16 protein-coding genes are annotated in these 15,378 nt (G+C 69.2%); 9 read left to right on the top strand and 7 right to left on the bottom strand.

The window, feature by feature from the left end; translation table 11 throughout:
- Positions 1 to 10 precede the first annotated feature (10 nt).
- Entirely contained in the window at positions 11 to 631 is a 621-nt protein-coding gene (gene gspN / locus FFS08_RS15960) for a type II secretion system protein N (protein ID WP_249341330.1), read from the top strand.
- 42 nt (positions 632 to 673) lie between these two features.
- On the opposite strand, the gene FFS08_RS15955 is transcribed toward gspN, so the two are convergent.
- Positions 674 to 1,900: a type II secretion system F family protein gene (locus tag FFS08_RS15955; RefSeq protein WP_137863420.1), complete on the bottom strand. Its 1,227-nt coding sequence runs from the start codon at positions 1,898 to 1,900 to the stop codon at positions 674 to 676.
- Positions 1,901 to 2,212: 312 nt separating this feature from the next.
- Here FFS08_RS15955 and FFS08_RS15950 point away from each other — a divergent pair, with 312 nt between their 5' ends.
- Positions 2,213 to 2,581 carry a hypothetical protein gene (locus tag FFS08_RS15950; RefSeq protein WP_137863419.1) on the top strand — a complete coding sequence of 123 codons (369 nt, stop codon included), beginning with the start codon at positions 2,213 to 2,215 and terminating at the stop codon, positions 2,579 to 2,581.
- A gap of 21 nt (positions 2,582 to 2,602) precedes the next feature.
- Here the strand turns inward: FFS08_RS15950 and gspE are convergent, their stop codons facing one another.
- The 3 genes from gspE to gspL are packed head-to-tail and all read right to left on the bottom strand — an operon-like array spanning position 2,603 to position 5,669.
- Positions 2,603 to 4,087, bottom strand: a complete 1,485-nt coding sequence (gspE, locus tag FFS08_RS15945) for a type II secretion system ATPase GspE (protein WP_137863418.1) — start codon at positions 4,085 to 4,087, stop codon at positions 2,603 to 2,605.
- On the bottom strand, positions 4,084 to 4,581 hold the full coding sequence (gspM, locus tag FFS08_RS15940; RefSeq protein WP_137863417.1) for a type II secretion system protein GspM: 498 nt from the start codon (positions 4,579 to 4,581) through the stop codon (positions 4,084 to 4,086). The genes gspE and gspM overlap by 4 nt, the downstream gene beginning before the upstream one ends.
- Positions 4,578 to 5,669, bottom strand: a complete 1,092-nt coding sequence (gene gspL / locus FFS08_RS15935; protein WP_249341142.1) for a type II secretion system protein GspL — start codon at positions 5,667 to 5,669, stop codon at positions 4,578 to 4,580. The genes gspM and gspL overlap by 4 nt, the downstream gene beginning before the upstream one ends.
- Positions 5,670 to 5,753: 84 nt before the next feature.
- Between gspL and gspG the strand changes: the two genes are divergently transcribed.
- The 6 genes from gspG to FFS08_RS15905 all read left to right on the top strand — a co-directional run bounded on the left by gspG (position 5,754) and on the right by FFS08_RS15905 (position 11,120).
- Entirely contained in the window at positions 5,754 to 6,221 is a 468-nt protein-coding gene (gspG, locus tag FFS08_RS15930; RefSeq protein ID WP_249341141.1) for a type II secretion system major pseudopilin GspG, read from the top strand.
- A 5-nt stretch (positions 6,222 to 6,226) separates the two neighbouring features.
- Entirely contained in the window at positions 6,227 to 6,709 is a 483-nt protein-coding gene (locus FFS08_RS15925; protein WP_249341140.1) for a prepilin-type N-terminal cleavage/methylation domain-containing protein, read from the top strand.
- The gene (gspI, locus tag FFS08_RS15920) at positions 6,709 to 7,077 is read left to right on the top strand and encodes a type II secretion system minor pseudopilin GspI (protein WP_137863414.1); all 369 of its coding nucleotides are present in this window, start codon (positions 6,709 to 6,711) and stop codon (positions 7,075 to 7,077) included. Before FFS08_RS15925 ends, gspI begins: the two co-directional genes overlap by 1 nt.
- Positions 7,077 to 7,892 (top strand): type II secretion system protein N, encoded by an 816-nt coding sequence (locus FFS08_RS15915; RefSeq protein ID WP_137863413.1) that lies wholly within the window; start codon positions 7,077 to 7,079, stop codon positions 7,890 to 7,892. Before gspI ends, FFS08_RS15915 begins: the two co-directional genes overlap by 1 nt.
- An 11-nt stretch (positions 7,893 to 7,903) precedes the next feature.
- On the top strand, positions 7,904 to 9,976 hold the full coding sequence (gspD, locus tag FFS08_RS15910; protein WP_249341139.1) for a type II secretion system secretin GspD: 2,073 nt from the start codon (positions 7,904 to 7,906) through the stop codon (positions 9,974 to 9,976).
- A 67-nt stretch (positions 9,977 to 10,043) separates the two neighbouring features.
- Positions 10,044 to 11,120, top strand: coding sequence for a sialidase family protein (locus FFS08_RS15905; RefSeq protein ID WP_249341138.1), 1,077 nt, complete (start codon positions 10,044 to 10,046; stop codon positions 11,118 to 11,120).
- Between the two features lie 161 nt (positions 11,121 to 11,281).
- Here the strand turns inward: FFS08_RS15905 and FFS08_RS15900 are convergent, their stop codons facing one another.
- Genes FFS08_RS15900 through FFS08_RS15890 form a run of 3 tightly spaced genes read right to left on the bottom strand, consistent with a single transcriptional unit; the run spans position 11,282 to position 12,716 of the window.
- Positions 11,282 to 11,722, bottom strand: coding sequence for a hypothetical protein (locus tag FFS08_RS15900; protein ID WP_249341137.1), 441 nt, complete (start codon positions 11,720 to 11,722; stop codon positions 11,282 to 11,284).
- Positions 11,713 to 12,183 (bottom strand): hypothetical protein, encoded by a 471-nt coding sequence (locus tag FFS08_RS15895; protein WP_137863412.1) that lies wholly within the window; start codon positions 12,181 to 12,183, stop codon positions 11,713 to 11,715. Before FFS08_RS15895 ends, FFS08_RS15900 begins: the two co-directional genes overlap by 10 nt.
- Entirely contained in the window at positions 12,180 to 12,716 is a 537-nt protein-coding gene (locus FFS08_RS15890; RefSeq protein ID WP_137863411.1) for a hypothetical protein, read from the bottom strand. Before FFS08_RS15890 ends, FFS08_RS15895 begins: the two co-directional genes overlap by 4 nt.
- Positions 12,717 to 12,876: 160 nt before the next feature.
- On the opposite strand from FFS08_RS15890, the gene FFS08_RS15885 reads away from it, so the two are divergent.
- Positions 12,877 to 15,348: a PhoX family protein gene (locus tag FFS08_RS15885; protein ID WP_137863410.1), complete on the top strand. Its 2,472-nt coding sequence runs from the start codon at positions 12,877 to 12,879 to the stop codon at positions 15,346 to 15,348.
- The last annotated feature ends 30 nt before the right edge of the window (positions 15,349 to 15,378 follow it).

Genomic DNA, 15,378 nt, shown 5'->3' with positions numbered 1-15,378 from the left:
GCTCGTGACGATGCCGGCGAGCGTGATCTTCCGCAACACCGTCTGGCGCACCGGCGTGGCGGGCACGGTGTGGAACGGCGAGGCCGGCATCGCCGGCGGCGCAACCTTCGCCTGGCACTTGGCGCCGTTGCGCTCGCTCACCAGCCTCGGCTTCGCGGCCGACTGGAAGGCGACCGGGCCGGATACCGATCTGGGCGGGCAGATGCTCCAGCATCTGGGCGGACGGACGGTGCTCGACCATGTCAGCGGCTCGGCCGATGCGAGCCTGTTCCGCGCGCTCCAGCCCAACCTGCCCTTCACCTGCAACCTGACCTTGCAGGTCGAGATGCAGCGCATCGCCAGCGGCGGCGGCGCGCGCATGGCCGAGGGCAAGGTGACTACCGATCCGGGCAGCTGCCGGGCGAAGAAGGGCGGCGGGCCGGTGGCGGTGCCGGCGCTGCTGATCACCGCCGAGCATGTCGGCGACCGCACGACGATCCGGGTGGCCCCCTCGACCCAGCGGCTGAAGACGCTGATGACCGCCGTGCTGCGCGAGGACGGCGCGCTCGACATCGCGATGACGCCGGAAGGCGCGGCGGTGCTGCCGTTCATGGGCCTGCCAGGCGGCGCGAACATCCAGGGGCAGATGTGATCTCTCAAATCCTCCCCCGGCAAGCGGGGGAAGGAACCCGGATCAAAGGCCGACCAGATTGTTCAGGTTGATGATCGGCAGCAGGATCGCCAGCACCATCATCAGCACCAGCCCGCCCATCACCAGCAGCACCAGCGGCTCGACCAGCGCGACCAGCGTGCCGACGATCGCGTCAAGCTCGCGCTGAAGCTCGTGCGAGGCGCGGTCGAGGGCAGGCGCGAGACGGCCGGAGCTCTCGCCCGACGCGACGATCGCGACGAGCATCGAAGGGAAGACTCCCGCCTCGCTCATCGCGGAGCGCAGGCTGATGCCTTCCCGAACCCGGGCCGCGACGCCGAGCGCCCGCTCGCGCACCCAGCGATTGGGCGTGACCGCCGCCGCGGCATGCAGCGCGTCGACCAGGGGAACGGCGCTGCCGACCAGCGTGGCCAGGCTGCCGGCGAAGCGGGCGGCGCTGAGCTGGCGGCTGAAGCGGCGGAACGGACGCCGCTCCGAGAAGAAGCGATCGATGCGCAGCCGATTGGCCGGCACCCGCGCCCAGCGAAAGAAGACCAGCGCGACGACGGCGAGGCCGAGCAGCAGGTACAGCCCGAAATTCTGGAGGAACCAGCTTACTGCGATCAGCGCCTTGGTGAGGAACGGCAGGTCGGCGCCGCGCGAGACGAACACCTTCACGATGTCGGGGACGATATAGACGAGCAGCAGCGCCATCATGCCGAAGGACACGAGCGCAAGCAGCGCGGGATACATCAGGGCGAGCTGAAGCTTCTGGCCGTTCGCCTGGCGGTTCTCGACGAACTCGGCGAGGTGGTTGAGCACGTCGGGCAGCTTGCCCGACGCCTCGCCCGCCGCGACCGAGGCGCGATAGAATTCGGGAAAGGCCCTGGGATGCTGCGCGAGCGCCGCGGCGAAGCTGCGGCCGTCGAGAATCGCGGCGCGCACGCCCAGCAGCAGCGAGCTGGTCGGGGCATGCTCGGACTGAGTGGCGACCAGGCGCAGCGCTTCCTCGATCGCAATGTCGGAACCGACCAGCGTGGCGATCTGGCGCGTGACGGTGGCAAGCGCCTTGGAGGACAGGCCGGCGCGGCGGAAGCGCGGGAGCTGGATGCTGCCGAAGCTGGCGCCCTTCTCGGCGGCGACTTCGACCGAGAGCGGCAGCAGCGCCTGCTCGCGCAGCAGCGCGCGCGCCGCGGCGGGGCTGGAGGCCTCGATGATGCCCTTTCTGGAAGCGCCGGCCTTGTCGGCGGCGCGGTAGGCAAAGGCGGGCATCGAAAGCTCTCCAGGCGTGAACGCCGCGCGGAACGGCGGCCGAGCTTAAGCACAGGTGCGCAGCGGAGGACAGACCGGTCGTGCAGCCGCATCGTAGCGACAAAAGCTGCCGTTGCTCCATTTCGGAGCCAGAATGGTATAAATAAATAAGACCGTAATGGATAATGAGTCCGGCACCATTAGAATATAATGGACATCTAAAACTGAAATCATCAAATCAAAATGGACAAGACTCCAAGATATATCTGGCACAACATCCCGTATTACTCCTGAGCCATCGCCGTAGAATGGCAATTCTGACAGGAGACCATGATGACAACCTATGCCGATTTCGACCAGTCGAAGATCAACGCCGCCCTTGAAGCCGCGCGAGAACATGCCGGTGCGGGCGCGGACACCGCGCTGGAAAGCGCCGGTCTGTCCACGATGGACATCTACGCCGCCACCGAATTCGCGGTCAGCGCCGGCTGTATCTCCGTCAAGTCCCAGAACGGCAAAGTCTGCCTCAACTTGCCGCTCGTCGGCAATTACTGCCTTCCGGTCCCGAGCTGGATCCCGAGCGGAGCCGAATTGCAGGCATGCATCAGCCTCTGCACGACGTGGGGGATTCCGACCGGCGTGAAGCTGACGGTTTCGTTCAACGGCTCCGTCATCTTCACCAAAAAGTTCCTGAAGTGCTGAGCTGACGCCTGCCGGCGGGCGTCAGGACTCTTCCTTGGTCACGCGCGCAACTTCCTGGACGGTCGTGACGCCCGCCTTCACTTTCGCGATGCCGTCGTCGAGCAGGCTGGGATTGTCCTTGCGGGCATAGGCTTCGAGCTCGGCCTCGGACGCGCCGTCATGGATCAGCTTCTGGAACTTCTCGTCGACCGCGACGACTTCGTAGAGGCCCGCGCGGCCCCGATAGCCTTCGCCGTGACATTCCGCACAGCCGACCGCGCGCCAGATCTTCTTGCCGGGCTTGATCGCGCCGCCGAGCAGCAGCGAGTCCGCCTCGCTCGCTTCGTCCTGCTTCGCGCAATTCTGGCAGAGCTTGCGGACCAGGCGCTGGGCGCACAGACCCACGACCATCGGGGAGAGCAGGTAGCGCTCGACGCCCATGTCGATCAGCCGCGTCACCGAGCCGACCGCGCTGTTGGTGTGCAGCGTCGAGAGCACGAAGTGCCCGGTCATCGACGAGCGGACGGCGACCTGGGCGGTCTCCTGATCGCGGATCTCGCCCACCATGATCACGTCCGGATCCTGCCGCAGGATCGCGCGCAGGCCGCGGGCGAAGGTCATGTCGGTGCGCGGGTTGACCTGGGTCTGGCCGATGCCCGCCAGCTCATATTCGATCGGATCCTCGACCGTCATGATGTTGCGCTTGCGGTCGTTCAGGCGGTGGAGCGCGGCATAGAGCGTGGTCGTCTTGCCCGAGCCGGTGGGTCCCGTGACCAGCAGCATGCCGTGCGGGCGTTCGAGCAGGCGCGTGAACACGCCGCGATCGCGCTCGCTCATGCCGAGCACTTCCATGTCGAGGCGCAGCGACCCCTTTTCGAGCAGGCGCATCACCACCCGCTCGCCATGCTGGGTCGGGATCGTGGAGACGCGGGCATCTACGTCGTGGCCGCCGATGCGCAGCGTCACGCGGCCGTCCTGGGGAATGCGACGCTCGGCGATGTCGAGCTTCGCCATCACCTTGATGCGGCTGACCAGCAGCGGCGCGAGCGCGCGCGGCGGCTCGATCATGTCGCGCAGCACGCCGTCGATCCGGAAGCGGACGACGAGGCGCTTCTCCTGCGTCTCGACATGCACGTCCGAGGCGCCCTCGCGCACCGCCTCGAGCAGCAGCGCGTTGATCAGGCGGATGACGGGAGCGTCGTCGCGCGTGTCGAGCAGATCATCGACCGAGGCAGCGCTGTCGGCGAGCGCGGCCAGGTCCATGTCGCCCAGATCGATGTCGGCGGCGGCGCCGGCGCCCGAATAGGCTGCGCTCAGGGCCGCGTCGAACTGGTCGTCGGGCACCGGGACGAAACGCGCGGCCGGGGCGAGGCGCTGAACCTCGAGCAGGCCGTCGAGCGCGGCGCCCGTCTTGTGGACGCACTCCACGCCCGTATCGGTGACGCGCAGCAGCACGCCGTTCCGGCGCGCGAAGCCATAGGGCAGCGTGACGGGGGCCTCGTCGGCGAGGATCAGCATCTCGTTCATCCGCCGAAATCCACGGTGGCGCTGACCCGGCCGGGCGCCGCGGCCTTCTGGAGGTCGACGCGCTTGATGCGCAGGCTGCTGGTCACCGAAAGATCGGCAAGCCAGGCCATGACCGAATCATAGCCGCCGTCGGCGATCGTCGCACGCGCGCCGCCCGGAATCGGCGCGACGGTGGCGGCAAGGCCAAAACCGGGCGCCGATCCCGTGATCACTTCGGCGGGCGAGCCCTGGCGGCGCTGGGGCTGGCTGGCGTTCAGCGTGCCCGCCGCGCGGATGCGGGCAGTGAGCGTCTCATAGGTACGGATGTCCTGCAGCGCGGCGGCCCGGGCGGACTGGAGCGGCTTGATCACGCCGAAGACCAACACCAGCGCAGCGAGAAACAGGGCGAGGCCGCCGAGCATGACCTGCTCGCGGCGGCTGCGGCTGCCCCACCAGCCGTCGAAGCGGATCAACGCGGCGTCGAGCGCCGGCATGCGGGCGAGAATCAGTCTCATGCGGCGCTCGCCGTAATACGGATCGCGCCTTCGGGCGAGCGCACGACCTGCGCCCCTACCCCGGCTCCCTTGAGCGTCGCTTCGATCCGCGACACCAGACCCGCATCGGGCGAGGCGTCGAGATCGAGCGTGAGCAGCTTGCCCTGGAAGGTCATCGCCCGCACCACGAACGCGCCGGCGAGCGGCTCGAGCGCAACGGAAACGCGGTTGACGAGCGGCAGGAAGGGCTGGGGCACCCGGGCGCCGCCGCCCGCCGGCAGCATGCCGGTGATCGAATTGGCGAGATCGTCGCCCAGCGCCACGCCCGGCGCGGCGAGCGAAGCCGTGGCGCGCGCCTCCGCCTCGCGGCGATCGGCGATGCTCCGGAGCATGATCACATCGCCCAGCGCGATGACGACATGCGCGGCGGCGCCGATCGCGGCAACCCAGGCGAACTTGCGCCACAGGCCCGAACCCGCCGCCTTGCGCACCGCATAGGCGCCCTGGCGCAGGTTGAGCGCAGCGACCGCGGCGGCGGCAGCAGGCCCGAAGGCGGAAGGGTCGAGCGTGGCCGCGCCCTGCTGCATGTCGTCGGGCAGGCGCTCGCCATAGCTGGTCACCGCCGGGCGGGCGGCAGCTTCCCAGGCGGGCCGGAGCAAGGCGGCGGGAACTTCGAAGCCCGTCCCCTCCGCATCGCGCACCGCGGCGCGGCCGCCGGCCTGCGACACCGCCCAGCCCTCGGCCGGTCGCGGCAGGGTCAGCACGTCGGGGACCATCGCGGCATGGCCGATGCCGGCCTCCTCCGCCTGGGCGACCCAGCCCGCCATCGTCTCGTGGCGGACGACGCCGACCAGATAGCGGCCCGGTGCGATCGCCTCGCCCAGGGCAAGATGCACCGAATCGACCGGCTCGGCGATTCGATCCTCGATCGCGAAAGGCAATGCGGCAACGCGGCGCGCATGGCTGGGCAGCGGCAGATCGACCGCGAGCAGCCGCACCTGGCCAGTGGGGACGAGAATGGTTGCGGGCCAGTCCCGCACGGCTATGATCAGGCGGTCACCCGCCAGCGTCCACACGCCCGCGGCGGGCGGCTCGGATGGGTCGGACACACCCCTGGTGTTTGGCCTGGTGTTCGGGCTCATTGTCACATTTGCTTCATGGGCAGGACGCATGGGGCGGGGATGCGCATAGTTTTGAAACAGTTCTGTGACATCGCACCTAAGGTGCGCAACCGCAAGCACGCCGTTCCCGACGGCGAGGCCGGCCTCACGCTCATCGAAATGATGATCGTGCTGGTGATCATCGCGATCGTCGCGGGGCTGATCGCGATGAACGTGATGGGCCGGCCGGACGAAGCCAAGGCCACCGCCACCAGGAGCAACATCGCCACCATTTCGGGCGCGCTGAAGATGTACCGGCTCGACAATGGCGACTATCCCACCACCGAGCAGGGCCTGAAGGCGCTGACCGAGAAGCCGACCGCGCCACCGGTGCCGTCGACCTATCCGCAGGGCGGCTATCTCTCTGCGCCGGCGCTCGATGCCTGGGGCAAGCCCTATGAGTATCGGTCCGAGGGCGGCAGCTTCACGATTCGCTCGCTCGGCAAGGACGGCAAGCCCGGCGGCGAAGGCGTGGACGCCGATATCGAAGGCAAGGGCTGACCCCGATGCGGGGGGCCGACATCGCGATGCGCGGTCGCCCGTCCGAGGCAGGCATGACGCTGATCGAGATGATGATCGTGCTGGTCATCATTGCGGTGATGGCGGGCGCGGTGGCACTCGGCATGGGTTCGGTGACCCGCGCGCCCAGCGTGGAGACCGAGGCGCGCCGGCTCGCGACGCGACTCCAGGCTGCCGCCGACGATGCGATGCTCGCCGACCGGACGATCGCCTTCACCGTGCAGAAGAACGGCTATGGCTTTGCGACGATCGGCGCCAACGGCAAGGCCATGCCGCGCACCGACGACGCATTCGGCTTCCACAAGCTGCCGGGCGGCATGGTGATGACGCTGAGCGTCAAGCCGCCGGTCGTGCTCGGCGTCGACGGTGCGGGGAAGCCGATGCAGGCGGTGATCGAGAGCGGGCAGCGGCGCTGGACCGTCGTCTATGACGGGATGACCGTCCGCGCGTTCCCGGCGGTGGCGTCGTGATGGCCGGGGCTGTCGATCATGACGGCGAGGCCGGCTTCTCGCTGATCGAGGCGCTCGTCGCGCTGGCCGTGCTCGCCATCGCCACCGTCGGGCTGATGCGCACCGTCGAATCGCACATCGATTCCACTCGGGCGATGGAGCGCCGCACCACCGCCATGTGGGTCGCGGAAAACCGCATGGCCGAATTGCAGGCCAATGCCCCGGGCAGCGACCAGGTGGAGATGCTGGGCCAGCAATGGCGGGTCGCGGTGGAGAAACGGCGGACCGACGACCCGGAGATCGAGCGCGTCCGCATCGAAGTGTTCGCCGGCACGGAGAAGAGCGCGCTTGCATCGCTCGACGGCTTCGTGGACGGACGCAAGCTGTAATGGCCGCCCTCACCCTCACTCCGCGCCAGGCGCGCATCGGGCTCAACCTGTTCACCGGCGCGATGGTCGTCTCGGTGGCGGTGGCGCTTGCGGGCCTCACCTGGCGGATCGCCGGCCATGCGGGCACCGGCGCGATCAGCGTATCTTCCGGAAGCGGCGGCCCCGCGGCGGTGCCGGATATCGGAGCAGCGGTGGCGCTCGCGCCGTTCGGCAAGGCGCCCGCCTCGGAAGCGGGCCAGGTGACCGGCCTGCCCCTCGAGCTGAAGGGCGTGATCGCGGCGGGCCCCGCCGAACGCTCCACCGCCTTCATCTCGGTGAGCGGACAGCCGCCCAAGAGCTACAAGGTGGGCGACACCATCGAGGGCGCGACGATCCAGTCGATCCTGCCCGACCGGGTGATCCTGGCCAGTGGCGGGCGGAGCGAGTTCCTCGCCTTCCCCGATCCGACGCTGACGCCCGAGCAGCGCCAGGCCGCCGCCGCCGGCCGCCCGCCCGCGCCCGCCGCCAACCCGGTGACCGCGCCGGCCCGCACGGCGGGCGGCCCGCCCGCGCCCACCGCGGCACCGCCCCAGGCGACGGTGGCCGGCATCCTCCAGCGCTTCGACGCGACGCCCGTCTCCGGCGGCTACCGCATCGGTGACAATGGCCCGCCGGGCATGGTGGCGGGCGACGTGATCCAGTCGGTCAACGGTACCGCCCTGTCCGACCCCATCGCCGCCCAGGGCGCCTTCGCGGCGGCCCAGACGAGCGGCTCCGCCCAGATTCAGATCCTGCGCGACGGGAAGCGGCTGACGCTTACCGTGCCGCTCCGATAGAGAGACTCCCCGTGAAGATTCGCTCCGCCATCGCCGCCCTCGCGCTCGCCGGGATCGCCCTCGACACGGTCGCCGTCGCCCAAACGGCATCCAGCTCCGCGCCCGCCCCGCAGGATGCGGGCACCGGCGACGTGGTGGTGAACATGCGCGGCGTCGAGATTTCCGACGTGGCCGACCAGATCTCGCGCATTACCGGGCGCACGCTGATCCTCGATCCGGCGGTGAAGGGCGTGGTGACCGTCACCTCGTCGACGCCGCTGTCGCCCCAGGGCGTGTGGGAGCTGTTCCAGTCCGTCCTGCGCGCCAACGGCTTCGCGGCGGTGCGCTCGGGGCGTGCCTGGCGAATCGTGCCGGCGGCCAATGCGGTGCGCGACGGCGGCATCCCCAGCCGAGGCGTATCGGGCCAGGAACTGGTGACCCGGATGGTGCGGCTGCAGAACGTGCCGGCGGCGGACGTCGCCCGGGTGGTGCGCCCGCTGGTCGCGACTTTCGGCAGCGTCGAGCCGCTGAGCACGCCCAATGCCGTGGTCATCACCGACTATGCCGACAATGTCCGCCGCGTGGAGGCGATCGCCCGCCAGCTCGACGGCGGCAGCGGCGCGACCTTCTTCACCCTGGCGATGAAGAACGGCAACGCCACCGACGTGGCCCAGTCGCTCCAGACCGTGCTGGGCGAAGGCACCCGCGTGGCGGCCGATGCGCGCAGCAACACGGTGATCGTGCGCGGCACGCCGGCTTCGGTCGCCGAGGCACGCAAGATGCTGATCTCGCTCGACCAGCCGGGCGGCGCGACGCCGATCACCCGCATGTTCCGCCTGAACTATGCCGATGCCGAGACAGTGACCGACGTGCTGCGCGGCGTACTCGGCCAGGGCGAGAGCGCCGACAATCCGATCGCGACCAGCCTGGGCAGCAACAGCAATTCAAATCCGTTTGCGCGGCTGAGCCAGAACAACCAGAATCTCTCGGCGCTGCCCAACAGCTCGGCCTCGACCAGCGGCGGCATCGGCAGCGCGATGCAGAGCGCCAGCACCACCGGCACGACGATGCAGAGCGTGCAGACGCAGACGCCCAAGGGCTTCGTCACGCCCGAGCTGACCGTGCAGCCGGCGCCCGAGCTCAACGCCGTGGTGGTGCGCGGCACGCCGGCCGCCATCGCCTCGATCGAGCCGCTGATCACCGATCTCGACGTGCGCCGCCCCCAGGTGCTGATCGAAGCGGCGATCGCCGAGATCACCGGCGACGACGCGGAAGCGCTGGGCGTGCAGATCGGTACCAGCGGCGCGGTGATCAACCAGGTGAAGGGCGTGGCGACTTCGTTCACCCAGTCGGGCGTGTCCCTGGGCCAGATCCTGACCGCGCTCAAGGTGCCGGCGGCTGGGGCAATCGGCACCGGGCTCAACGCCAATATCGCGATCGGCAACGATTTCTCCGTGCTGGTCCAGGCGCTTGGCACCTCGACGCGGGCCAACCTGCTCTCCACTCCGCAGATCACCGTGCTCGACAATGTCGCGGGCGAGTTCGTCTCGGGCCAGAACGTACCGTTCCTCACCGGCTCGATCCTGACCAATTCCTCGACCGTGAACCCCTATACCACGATCGAGCGCAAGGACGTGGGCATCACGCTGCGGGTGCTGCCGCGGATCAATGCGGGCGACACGATCCGGCTCCAAGTGAACCAGGAAGCCTCGTCGATCGCCGAGGCGCAAACCCAGGCAGCGTCCGACCTCGTCACCAATCGCCGCGCGATCACCACTACGGTGCTCGCCGACAATGGCCAGACGATCATCCTCGGCGGCCTGACCGCGGACGATTATCAGGACACGCGCCAGCAGGTGCCGATCCTGGGCGACATCCCGATCGTCGGCGAGCTGTTCAAGAGCCGGCGCGAAACGCACCAGAAGCGCACGCTGTTCATCTTCCTCAAGCCGACGATCCTGCGTGACGGCGCCGATGCGGCTGCGGCGTCGAAGGACCGCTACAACCGCCTGCGGGCGGACGAGCTCGCCAATTCCAAGCGCGGCAGCCTGTTGCTCGCTCCGCCGACGCCGCGGCTGACGGTGGAGATCGACGGGATCTACTGAGGGGCCGCCCTCCGCACGGACGACATGCTGCCGAACCTCCGTCTTCGACCGCACAAAGGCAGTCCTGATGATGCGCATTCTGATGCTTGCCGTGACGCTCCCGATTTCGGCGGTTCCATCGGGGGCGCCCATGACTGCGGCGCCGGGGCAGGACGCCGTGCTGCTACGCGAGTTCATCTATCGGACGGCACCCTACCCCCAGAGCCATGCCTCGACGATCGTGCAGACCCTGGACGGCACGCTTGCCGCTGCCTGGTTCGGCGGCACGCACGAACGGAATCCCGACGTCGAGATCTGGTTCGCGCGGCGCGGCGCAAAGGGCTGGGAGACGCCGAAATCGGTCGCCAACGGCATCCAGCCGGACGGCACCCGCCTGCCGACCTGGAACCCCGTCCTGTTCCAGGACCCGGCCGGCCCGCTGCACCTCTATTACAAGGTCGGCCCAAGCCCTCAACGATGGTGGGGCATGGTGACCACCTCCACCGATGGCGGGCGCCACTGGAGCGGTGCGCGGCGGCTGCCGGCAGGCATCCTTGGCCCGATCAAGAACAAGCCGGTCATACTGCATGGCGGCGCCTGGCTTTCACCGTCGAGCACCGAGGACGAAGGCAGCGGGCGCTGGAAGCTGCATTTCGAGCGCAGCGAGGACGCCGGCGGAAGCTGGTCGACAACGGGCCCTGTTGATCCCGACACGCGCTTCGATGCCATCCAGCCCAGCATCCTGTTCCTTCCCGGCGGCAAGCTGGAAGCGATCGCCCGCACGCGCGAGGGTGTGCTGGCGGCAACCCAGTCCGCCGACAATGGGAAGAGCTGGGGCAAGCTGTTCGCGGTCGACCTCCCCAATCCCAATTCGGGCACCGATGCCATGACGCTGAAGGACGGGCGCCAGCTGATCGTCTATAATCACGCCGCCCAACTACCCGAGACGCCCGGCTCCGGCAGACGCTATCCGCTCAACATCGCGATGTCGCGCGACGGAGTGCACTGGCGCCCGGCGCTGACGCTGGAAACCGAACCGCTGCCCGACGGCTATGCCTATCCGGCGGTGATCCAGTCGACCGACGGGCTGGTGCACATCACCTATACTTGGGATCGGCAGCGGATTCGTCACGTCGTGGTCGATCCGACGCGCCTGAAGGACTAGGTTGGGGACTTATTCAGCTAACTCCGTCATCCGCGCCTGCGCGGGGATGACGAAGGAACATCAGATACTTGTTTGAGTTCTCAACCTAGGGCACAACACTAGGGCACAACACGTATGGACGTCCCGCCGCGCCGACCAAAGGTCGCAGGCATCCCTTCCAGCTATTGCCCAGGCTCTCCCGACCCCGCCGGCTCGATCGGCAAGGGCACGCGCACCCGCTCGCTGCCGCGTGTGAAGAAGGCCGCGTCGATCGCAAGGCCGGCGAGGCTCCAGCCGTCAACGCTCTCCCCGATCGCGAGCGTGCGGGTCGCGCCGTCGCCGGCCTTGACCAGCGCCACGGCATCGACGTTGAGCCGGCCGACAATGCCCACCAGCCGGGGGGCGTCGGCGGGTGCTTCGGCGGGCTCCGCGGCGCCGAACAGCGGCCGCTCATAGACGCGCGCCAGCGCCGGCATCGTGCCGGCACCGATCGGCGCGGGAACGGGCGCGGCCCTGGGTCTCCTGTCGGCCTTGCCCGGCAGCAGCAGCACAACCGGCATGGCAATCGCCAGCGCACCGGCGGCGGCGAGCGCGATGCCCTCGGGGCGCGGCTTCATTGCCATGCCGCGACCACCTCGCCGATCAGCCGCACACCGCCCTCCGGAATCGGCTCGATCCGCCAGCTGCGCATTCGCATGAGCGGGCGGCCGCGCTCCAGCGCATCGGCAAGCACGACCACTGCCTTCTCCGCGCCCGAGACGCGGATGCGCAGCGCCGCCACGCCCGCAGGCACCGGCGCGACGCTCGCCTCCTCCACCAACACGCCACCCGACCGGGCAAGGGCATGGACCCGCGCCAGGATCGCCGCCCGACCCGCCGCCGCGTCCGCGACGTTCAGTCCGAGCCCGGGCGCGAGCAGAGGCGGCGGCGCAGCCGGCCGGGCCGCGAGCGCGGCGATCCGGGCACGCTCGGCGCGCGCCTTCGCGAGATCGCCGAGCGCTGTGCCGGCGGCCGGCGCGAGCAGCAGTGCAGCGACCAGGCCGGCGATGCCGCCGACCGCAATCGGGGGCAACTTCCAGGTCATTGCGCGTCCTCGCGCATCGAGACGATCATTGCCGCATCGGTCCGCCGCTGGCTGGTGTTGCGCATGCCGGCGAGCTCCGGCGCACGGCGGATCGCGGCGCGCAGCGTGTCCGGATCGCTGCCGGCAACGTCGAGTTCCAGCCCGCCGTCGCGCGTGCGCTCGACCCGAGCGAGCCGGGCATCGGCGGGAAGCGCACCGGCCAGGATCTCGAGCACCTGCCCCGGCGCGGTTCGCCCGGCGGCGTTGGCGAGCGCGGTGCGCGCCTCGCGCGCGACGGTTTCCGCCGCCAGCCGGGGGGCGAGTTGCGCCTGCAACCGGACTGTCGCGTTTCTTTCACGTTTGGCGAGCATGCTGGCGCCCACCAAAGTGAGCAGCGGCCCGGCAGCGAGCAACGCGCCCAGTGCCGCCGCCGCGCCCCAGCCGCCGGGCACCGGCATGCCGCGAAGCACCGCGGACATGCGACGCAATAGGCCCTGGGCCGGCATGGGGGGCGGTGCGGGCGGCAATGCGGGATCGGGCTCGGCAGCGTCCATCGCGTGCCTGCCTAGACGCTGCAGGGCCACCACGCAAAGTGTCACTAAGCAGCCACGAAAAAGTCATGCAGCCGAAACGCCAATCGCATTCTAGCGTCATGTCGCGCTTCCAAGGACCGGCCATCCGGGTCGCCAGTGACTCGGCTGCTTGGGGGTTTCCATGACCAATCTGACCGAGACGGGCTTCGGCTATACCGACGGCGACGTCGATACCAACATCCACAACAACGGCCCGACGTTGAACGAACTCGCGGCCCAGCGCTATTCGCGCCGTGAGACGCTTCAACGCGGCAGCGCCGCGATCGTCGCGGCCACCATGGGCGGCTCCGTGCTTGCCGCCTGCGACAGCAAGGTCGCAGATACCGGCGCCGGCCCGACCGTGAGCGCAGGCGCCGACGCGGCGACCAATTCGGGCCGTGTCGTCACCCTCACCGGCACCGCGACGGGCGGCAACGGCCTCTCCACTGCCTGGAGCCAGATCAGCGGCCCCACCGTGACGCTGGACAGCGCCGCGAGCAACACCGCGACCTTCATCGCGCCGAGCGTGAGCGCCGCCACCCCGCTGGTGTTCCAGTTCGCCGCCGCCGACGCGGCGGGCAAGCCGACGGTCGCGCGCACCACGATCACCGTCAGCCCGGCCGCGATCGGCTTCGCTGCCGTCGCCAAGAACAAGCTCGACATCGTCACCGTGCCGGCCGGCTACACCGTGCAGGTCGGCGCTCGCCTGGGCGATCCGATTCTGGGCGGTGCCGCAGCCTATAAGAATGACGGCACCGATACCGGCTTCGCGCAGCGCGTGGGCGACCATGGCGACGCGCTCTTCTGGTTCGGCCTGAGCGCTTCGGGTGCCCGCGACGATACCAGTTCGAACCGCGGCCTGATCGTGCAGAACCACGAGAACATCAACGACCAGTATCTCCATCCGAACGGCGGAACCTCGACCGGCGGCGTCCGCCCCGAGGCCGAGGCGATCAAGGAGATCGAGTGCCACGGCGTCTCGGTCGTCGAATATACGCAGGGCGCCAAGAACGTCTGGTCGTTCTCCGCCACTTCGACCTTCAACCGCCGCATCACGCCGAACACCCCCACTGTGTTCAACGGCCCGGCCAAGGGCTCGAACCTGCTCAGGACGCCTCATTCGCCGACCGGCGTGGCCGGTCGCGGCACGATCAACAACTGCGCCAACGGCTATACGCCCTGGGCGACGCTGCTGACCTGCGAAGAGAATTGGGCCGGCTATTTCCGCCGCACGGGCGATGACGCGGCCCGCACCGCCAAGGAAGTGACCTCGCTGCGCCGCTACGGCGTGACGCAAGTCTCGGGCAGCTATGGCTGGTCGTCGGTGATCGCCGCCGATTCGGCGAACACCACGTTCCGCCGCTGGGACGCCCGCGCCACTGCGGCGGATGCGCTGGCCGACTATCGCAACGAGCCGAACCAGTTCGGCTGGGTGGTCGAGATCGATCCGTACAATCCGTCGGCTGCACCGCGCAAGCGCACCGCGCTGGGCCGCATGGGCCATGAGGGCTGCTGGCCGGGCGCGTTCGTCGCCGGTCGCAAGCCGGCCTGGTACATGGGCGACGACGCGCGCCGCGAGTATCTGTACAAGTTCGTCTCGGACACCGCGTGGGTGGCGGCGGACGCGAACGCGACTGATCGCCTGTCGATCGGCGACAAGTATCTCGATGCCGGCACGCTCTACGTCGCCAAGTTCAACGCGGACGGCACCGGCACCTGGCTGCCGCTGGTGTTCGGCCAGAACGGCATCGACGCCTCGAGCGCCGTCTATCCGTTCGCGGACCAGGCGGACGTGCTGGTCAACACCCGTCTCGCCGCCGACGTGGCGGGCGCCACGCCGATGGATCGCCCGGAATGGACCGCGGTGAACCCGGTGACCGGCGAGGTCTACCTCACCCTGACCAACAACAATGCCACCGGCCGTCCGCTCAACGGCACCGACGCCGCCAATCCGCGCCACTATAACGACCCCTATGGCCCGACGTTGCGGGCGCAGTACGGCAACCCGAACGGCCACATCATCCGCCTGAAGGAAGCCAATACCGAAGCGACGACCTTCACCTGGGACATCTATGCCTTCGGCGCGGGCGCGGACCTGGATGCGACCAACATCAACCTGTCGGGCCTGACCGCGGACAACGACTTCTCGAGCCCGGACGGCCTGTGGTTCGGTCGCGCGACCAACCCTTCGGGCCTGGTGAAGCCGCTGATGTGGGTCCAGACCGACGACGGCGCCTATACCGACGTCACCAACTGCATGATGCTGGCGGCCCAGCCGGGCACCGTGGGCGACGGCGGCGCGCGCACGATCACCAACACCGGCTCGGGCGGCGCGACTGCGACCCAGGCGACTCGCGTCGGCGCGGCGCCGGGGGCGAACCTGAAGCGCTTCCTGGTCGGCCCGATCGAGTGCGAGATCACCGGCGTGGACACCACTCCGGACGGCCGCACTATGTTCGTCGGCATCCAGCACCCCGGCGAAGGCGGCTCCCCGGCGGCGCCGTCGAGCCACTGGCCGGACAGCCAGGCGACCGGCACGGCCGGTACCACGGTCCGCCCGCGCTCGGCGATCGTGATCATCACCAAGAACGATGGCGGCGTGATCGGCCTCTGATCTCTGCATCGCCGGAAATTGAGAGGGAGG

The organism is Sphingomonas sp. 1F27F7B (genome assembly GCF_005503355.1).
Lineage (GTDB): Bacteria > Pseudomonadota > Alphaproteobacteria > Sphingomonadales > Sphingomonadaceae > Sphingomonas.
This window is presented reverse-complemented; position numbering and strand designations above follow the sequence as displayed.

Excerpts from the sequence above, each read along its gene's own strand:
- gspN (WP_249341330.1), top strand. The coding sequence starts at position 11 with ATGCCGGCGAGCGTGATCTTCCGCAACACCGTCTGGCGCACCGGCGTG.
- FFS08_RS15955 (WP_137863420.1), bottom strand. The coding sequence starts at position 1,900 with ATGCCCGCCTTTGCCTACCGCGCCGCCGACAAGGCCGGCGCTTCCAGA.
- FFS08_RS15950 (WP_137863419.1), top strand. The coding sequence starts at position 2,213 with ATGACAACCTATGCCGATTTCGACCAGTCGAAGATCAACGCCGCCCTT.
- gspE (WP_137863418.1), bottom strand. The coding sequence starts at position 4,087 with ATGAACGAGATGCTGATCCTCGCCGACGAGGCCCCCGTCACGCTGCCC.
- gspM (WP_137863417.1), bottom strand. The coding sequence starts at position 4,581 with ATGAGACTGATTCTCGCCCGCATGCCGGCGCTCGACGCCGCGTTGATC.
- FFS08_RS15925 (WP_249341140.1), top strand. The coding sequence starts at position 6,227 with ATGCGGGGGGCCGACATCGCGATGCGCGGTCGCCCGTCCGAGGCAGGC.
- gspI (WP_137863414.1), top strand. The coding sequence starts at position 6,709 with ATGGCCGGGGCTGTCGATCATGACGGCGAGGCCGGCTTCTCGCTGATC.
- FFS08_RS15915 (WP_137863413.1), top strand. The coding sequence starts at position 7,077 with ATGGCCGCCCTCACCCTCACTCCGCGCCAGGCGCGCATCGGGCTCAAC.
- FFS08_RS15905 (WP_249341138.1), top strand. The coding sequence starts at position 10,044 with ATGATGCGCATTCTGATGCTTGCCGTGACGCTCCCGATTTCGGCGGTT.
- FFS08_RS15900 (WP_249341137.1), bottom strand. The coding sequence starts at position 11,722 with ATGGCAATGAAGCCGCGCCCCGAGGGCATCGCGCTCGCCGCCGCCGGT.
- FFS08_RS15895 (WP_137863412.1), bottom strand. The coding sequence starts at position 12,183 with ATGACCTGGAAGTTGCCCCCGATTGCGGTCGGCGGCATCGCCGGCCTG.
- FFS08_RS15890 (WP_137863411.1), bottom strand. The coding sequence starts at position 12,716 with ATGGACGCTGCCGAGCCCGATCCCGCATTGCCGCCCGCACCGCCCCCC.
- FFS08_RS15885 (WP_137863410.1), top strand. The coding sequence starts at position 12,877 with ATGACCAATCTGACCGAGACGGGCTTCGGCTATACCGACGGCGACGTC.